Below are 6,069 nucleotides of genomic sequence, written 5' to 3'. Positions count from 1 at the left end.
CCACCCGCTACGACAAGCTCGCCTGCTGCTACCGCGCCACCGTGCAGATCGCCGACATCCTCATCTGGCTACGCGCGAAACCCGACCGCCCCAAACCATGATCCAGGAGACACGGCCTAGGGCGTCGAACGCGCGTACCACCACAGTTGACGCCTCGCGTTTGCCTGCGTCGATCCGCTGGCAAATTGCGGGGCCATGGCTCTCACCAACCGACACGAATCCGCACCGGGCGCCGGTACGCTCGCCGCGCTCGTCCTGGTCCTGGTCTTCGGCAGCCCCTGGTACGTCGACTGGGCCAGGGACAACGGTGCCCGCTCACCGGGTGGCCCGGCGACCCGTCGGAGGGGACTCACCCGGTCGACTCCGCCAGCATCAGGATGCGTTCGCGGCTGAGGGTGCCGACGGGGCGTCCGTCCTCGGTCACCACCGCCTGGCCGCCGGCGGCGGTGAGCAGCAGTGCCAGCGCGTCGTAGGCCGACCCGCCGAGCGGCATCGACGGCAGCCCGGCAACCCCGTCGACGGGCAGCGGATCGAGCACTTCCCGGGTCACCGGAAGGACGGCCAGCCGGCGGATGCCCCGGTCGGCCCCGACGAATTCCCGAACGAACCCGGTCGCGGGAGTGCCGAGCAGCGCCGCCGGGGTGTCGTACTGCTCCAGCCGGCCCCCTTCGGAGAGCACCGCGATGCGGTCGCCGAGCCGTACGGCCTCGTCGAGGTCGTGGGTGACCAGGACGATGGTCTTGCGTACCTCCGCCTGCAGCCGCAGGAACTCCTCCTGCAGCCGGGTGCGCACGATCGGGTCGACGGCGGAGAAGGGCTCGTCCATCAACAGCAACACCGGATCGGCCGCGAGCGCCCGGGCCACGCCGACCCGCTGCCGCTGGCCGCCGGAGAGTTCGTGGGGGTAGCGCCGGCCGAACTGCACCGGATCGAGACCGACCAGTTCCAGCAGTTCCTCGACCCGACGCTTCACCGGGCCGGTGGCCCAGCCGAGCAGCCGGGGCACGGTGGCGACGTTCGCGGCTACCGTCTGGTGCGGGAAGAGGCCGACGTTCTGGATGACGTAGCCGATCTGGCGGCGTAGTTTCACCGGGTCCACCCGGGTCACGTCGGCGTCGCCGAGCAGTATCCGGCCGGCGGTCGGCTCGATCAGCCGATTGATCATCCGCAGCACGGTCGACTTGCCGCACCCGGATGGGCCGATCAGCACGACCAGTTCACCCTCGTCGACATGCAGGCTGAGCTCTCCGACTGCGTCGGTGCCGTCCGGGTAGCGCTTGCCGATGCCGTCGAGGGTGATCGACGCCGCGCGTCGATCACCGCCGGCACCCGGGGTAACGTCCACGTATGTCCTTCCGCCTGAGCTACCGGGCTGATCCGGGTAACCCGTGGTTCTCCTGGCAGTACGTGCGGGACAACTCTGACACGGTGCTCGCCGCCCTACGTGAACACACCACACTGACCCTCCGGGCGGTGCTCGTCGCCGCGTTGATCGCCGTCCCGCTGGCAGTGGTGGCGTACTGGTTCCGGCCGCTCGCCGGGCCGATTCTCGCACTGACCGGGGTGCTCTACACGGTTCCCTCCCTGGCCGTGTTCGCGTTCGTGGCACCGTATCTGGGCATCGGCGTCGCGACCGTGTTGAGCGTGGTGGTGCTGTACGCGCTGCTGGTGATCATCCGCAACACCGTCGCCGGGCTCAACCAGGTTCCGGCGGAGATCAGGGAGGCGGCCGAGGGCATGGGGTACGGCCGCTGGGGGCGTCTGTTACGCATCGAGTTGCCGCTGGCCGTACCCGGCATCCTCACCGGTCTGCGGTTGGCCACGGTCTCCACTGTCGCTCTGGTCACCGTCGGTGTGGTGATCGGGCGGGGTGGGCTCGGGCAGATCATCTTCGCCGGATTCCAGAACAACCTCTACAAGGCCCAGATCATGACCGGGACGCTGCTCTGTGTCCTGCTTGCGCTGGTGCTCGACCTGTTCCTGGTGGCAGCCGGTCGGCTGCTCACCCCGTGGCTGCGCGGACGGACCGGATGAGCGTCGGGAGGGGACGGACGGGCCTCCGGCCGGGCGGGCGTCGCTTGGCTCAGCCTGAGGCCGGTGCCGAACCCCAGTGCCGGGCCCAGGGCAGCCGCCTGATGCGTGACGCGGAACGACGGGACGGGACCGGGCGGTCTGTTCGGGGATCGCGATGAACCCGGTGTCCCAGGCGGTGGTCTGGCTCAACGATCCGCTCAACTGGACGAATCCGGGCGGTATCTTGGACCGGCTCGGTGAGCACGTCAGCATGTCGGCCGCTGCGGTGCTGTTGGGCTGCCTGGTGGCCTGGCCACTGGGTCTCTGGTTGGGCCACACCGGTCGCGGCGGGGGCATGGTGGTGCTCGTCTCGAACCTCACCCTGGCGGTGCCCACACTGGCTCTGCTGACCATCCTCCCGTTGACCTTTCTCGGCTTCGGTCGACCGGCGGTGGTGGTCGCGCTGGCGGTCTTCGCCGTGCCGCCGCTGCTGGCGAACTCTTACACGGGGGTGCGGCAGGTCGATCCGCAGACCCGGGAGGCCGCCCGCGGCATGGGCATGACAGGAACACAGGTGCTGAGTCGGGTGGAACTGCCGCTCGCGGTGCCCTATCTCGCGGCAGGTTTCCGGACTGCCGCCGTTCAGGTGGTCGCCACGGCGGCGCTGGCGACCTTCGTCAACGGTGGCGGCCTGGGGGAGATCATCCGGCTGGGGTTCGGCTTGAGCATCGCGGTCGGTGGTGGTCAGATCCTGGCCGGTGGGCTGTTGGTCGCCGGGCTCGCGCTGAGCGTCGAGCTGCTTTTCGCACTTGTCGAACGGCTGGTGACCCCCCGCCCGTTGCGCCGTGCCCGACGTCGTGCCGGGCGACGCGCTGCGGATGCCGTTGCCGGTTGCTGACCGGAGGCGAATGGTACGAGGTGACGACGTCGACCCACCCGACGTAGCCGGCTGCGGGGTCGACGTCACGTGTCGGGTCGGGTCGGGTCGGGTGGGTCGACCCCGATGGGTGACGTTCCGGTGACGAATGCCTCGTCAGCTTGTCGGTGGCACACGTCAGGATGTTGGCTGGACACAGCGGGCGGCCGGTAGGCGGAATCGCCCGTCGGACACGCGGCCGGCCCACCCGGGCCGCGCCGGGACACGGAAGGCGGGCACATGCGCGCAGGTAGCAGACTGTCCATCGCGGTCGTGGGGGCGGTCGCGGCAGCGACGGTCCTGGCAGGTTGTGGCGACGCCGGTTCGTCCGGCACCGAGGAGCCGCAGCAGGGTGCCTCCGGCGAGGGTTGCGCGCCCGTGGCCGGGGAGCAGTTGATCGCGCTTGAGGACGACAAGTCACTGCAGAACGCCGACAACATCATTCCGGCGATCAACAGTGACGTGGCTGCCCCGCAGTTGATCGCCGCGCTGGACAAGATCTCCACCGTGCTCGACACGCCGAAGCTCGTGCAGCTCAACAAGGCGGTCGACGACGAGCGTAAAAGCGCCCAGGCCGCGGCACAGGAGTTCGCCGATGCCAACTCGCTGACCGACGGAGTGGAGGAGGGGCCGGGCGGTCGAATCACGGTGGGAGCCGGAAACTTCACCGAGAGCGAGATCATCGCCGAGCTTTACAAGATCCAGCTGACGGCTGCGGGCTACCAGGTCACCGTGCAGCAGATCGGCAACCGGGAGTTGTACGAGCCGGCGTTGGAGAAGGGCGAGATCCAGGTCGTCCCGGAGTACGCCGCCACCCTCGCCGAGTTCCTCAACGGCAAGGTGAACAGCGGTGGCCAGCCGGTTTCCTCACCGGACGTCGAGAACACCGTCACCGCGCTGCGCGGTCTGGGTGAGCAGGTGGGCTTGACCTTCGGCGCTCCGGCAGCGGCCCAGAACCAGAACGCCTTCGCCGTGACCGAGGAGTTCTCCGAGAAGTACGGCGTGCGTACTCTCTCCGAGCTGGCCGAGAAGTGTTCGGGTACGGCCACGGTGCTGGGTGGCCCACCGGAGTGCCAGGAGCGCCCCTTCTGTAAGCCCGGCCTGGAGCAGACCTACGGTTTGGCCGTCGGTTCGTTCTCCTCACTGGACCAGGGTGGCCCGCTGACCAAGACGGGCCTGCGTAACGGCACGATCAGCGTCGGCCTGGTCTTCTCGACCGACGCGGCGTACGCGCAGAGCTGAGCAGCCGTTCCAGCCGCCACGGTGCCCCGGCCGAAGGTCGGGGCACCGTGCTGTTGCTGGCGTGGTGGCGCAGTCGCGACCGCCGATTCGAAGTCGCGAAGGACAGCTGCCGTGGGGCCGTTCCCACGTTACGCAACTCTCGGTAGGCTGCGGACCCATGCCCGCCCCGGTGCCCGCCGATACGCGCAAGCTGCTCACCGTGCTCTTCTGGGGCGGTACGGCCCTCGCTCCTGTCGCAGCGCTCATACTTCTGGTCGCCGACGGCAACGGGCCGCTGCGCTTTGCCGCGGTGCTGGCCATACTGGCCGTGGTGCTGATCGGTCTGTCCATCGCGTTACGTCCCGACGGCGGTGGGCCGCCTGCGGAGGAGATCCGCGACGAGGTTCAGCAGTTGCGGCGGGAACTACGCGGTGAGATCGTGGCTGCTGCCCAACGCGGCAATCAGGCACTCGACGAGGTTCATCGGGTGCAGGAGGCGCTCGCGGGGCTGCGCCGACAGGTCGATTCGGGTGACCTCGGCGCGGCAGGGAACGAGCAGCCGGCCGCCCCTGGCCGAGCCCGGGTGCCGGCGCCGGAGGCACCGTCGCGGCCTACCGCGCAGGCCGGTGTCCATGGCACGGCCCGGCCTGCCCACGGCCGGGCCGGCGGATACGACGAAGAGCGTGCCGGGGCAGACGGGTACGGCGGGGAGCGGCCAGGACCTGCCGGGTACGGCGGGGCGCGTTCCGGGCCCGGCAACAACGGTACGGCCAGCGGCTCAGCGGGCGTCTACGGTCCACCGGTCCGGCCGGAGCAGGACAAGCGCCCGGGTGATTCGGGGCCGAAACCACTCGGAATGGTCCGGCACACCGAGACGGTGCAGGTGACCACCCGGCACACGATCGTGAACGGCGGTGTGGGCGAGTCCGGCGGCCGGTACGGCGGGTATCCGGCGGGTTGGTCGGCAGCGCAGCACGGGGAGCGTGGGCGGGGACACGCCACCGACCGGGACGAGCACGTCTGGTCCGACGGTGACGACGGTTCCCGTCGGGACGAGAACCGTCGCTGGTCCGGTCCGGAGCACCACGACGGACGTTCCTGGCCCGGAGCTGCCCACGAGGAGTCTGCCTGGTCCGGGCCGCCCCACGACGACGAACGTTCCTGGTCCGGCTCACCTCGTGAGGAGGAACGTTCCTGGTCGCCGCCACAGGAGGACGGTCGCTGGTCGGCCGCGGGCGACGACTGGTCCGCCGCCCGCGTCGGTGGCTCGGACTATCCGGAAGGGAATTCCGGCGACCGCGACGGTCGCGACCAGAGGTCCCGGGACGACCGCAACTGGGACGCGGGTGCCCAGCGCTGGGAAAGTCCTGCGGGCCCGGCACCGGCACCACAGGGGAACCGGTCGGACGACACGGGGGCGTACTGGGCGCAGCTGCGGGCCGGGGACCGTTGGGCGGCGGTGCGCGACGACGATCGGGGCCGCGAGCTGCGGGTCGGCGAACGCCGGGCCGAGGTGCACGCCGACCCTGCCGGCACCGAGTACCGGGTTCAGGACCGGTGGGCGAGCGTACGTCGCGACGATTCACGCCGCGACGCGGCGGGCGAGGGCGCGTGGCACGACGGCTGGAGTGAGCCGGAGAGCCATCCGGCGCTGCCCGCCGGTGGGGTGCCGGTGCCGCAGGAGTGGCAGCCATCCCGTGAACGCGGTTATCAACCCGAACCGGCGCGGGGTCACCAGCCGGAACCGACGCGCGGCTACGCGCCGGAACCGGGGTACGGACATCGACCCGGGTACCCGAGGGCTGAACGCCCGGGTGGGGAGGCTTACGGCCGCCGGCACCGTGAGGAGGAGAGCGGCTACGGTCCGGCGGGGCACGACGCCGCAGACCGCCGCTGGCGCTGACCTGACGGACGACGCC

At 70.5% G+C, this 6,069-nt stretch carries 5 protein-coding genes; 4 read left to right on the top strand and 1 reads right to left on the bottom strand.

What is annotated here, in order from left to right; all coding sequences use genetic code 11:
* Positions 1 to 349 precede the first annotated feature (349 nt).
* On the bottom strand, positions 350 to 1,345 hold the full coding sequence (locus tag HCA58_RS02920; RefSeq protein ID WP_169596131.1) for an ATP-binding cassette domain-containing protein: 996 nt from the start codon (positions 1,343 to 1,345) through the stop codon (positions 350 to 352).
* Between the two features lie 2 nt (positions 1,346 to 1,347).
* Between HCA58_RS02920 and HCA58_RS02915 the strand changes: the two genes are divergently transcribed.
* From HCA58_RS02915 to HCA58_RS02900, 4 genes are all read left to right on the top strand, one after another.
* Entirely contained in the window at positions 1,348 to 2,034 is a 687-nt protein-coding gene (locus HCA58_RS02915; RefSeq protein WP_169596130.1) for an ABC transporter permease, read from the top strand.
* Between the two features lie 154 nt (positions 2,035 to 2,188).
* A complete protein-coding gene (locus HCA58_RS02910) occupies positions 2,189 to 2,911 on the top strand; it encodes an ABC transporter permease subunit (protein WP_169596129.1) in 723 nt (240 codons plus the stop codon).
* A 258-nt stretch (positions 2,912 to 3,169) separates the two neighbouring features.
* Positions 3,170 to 4,171, top strand: a complete 1,002-nt coding sequence (locus tag HCA58_RS02905; protein WP_169596128.1) for a glycine betaine ABC transporter substrate-binding protein — start codon at positions 3,170 to 3,172, stop codon at positions 4,169 to 4,171.
* Positions 4,172 to 4,328: 157 nt separating this feature from the next.
* Positions 4,329 to 6,053, top strand: a complete 1,725-nt coding sequence (locus tag HCA58_RS02900) for a hypothetical protein (protein WP_205807257.1) — start codon at positions 4,329 to 4,331, stop codon at positions 6,051 to 6,053.
* Positions 6,054 to 6,069 lie beyond the last annotated feature (16 nt).

It is taken from the genome of Micromonospora sp. HNM0581 (assembly GCF_012726175.1).
GTDB lineage: Bacteria > Actinomycetota > Actinomycetes > Mycobacteriales > Micromonosporaceae > Micromonospora.
The sequence above is the reverse complement of the archived record's forward strand: the minus strand, read 5'-3'. Positions and strand labels throughout refer to the sequence as shown.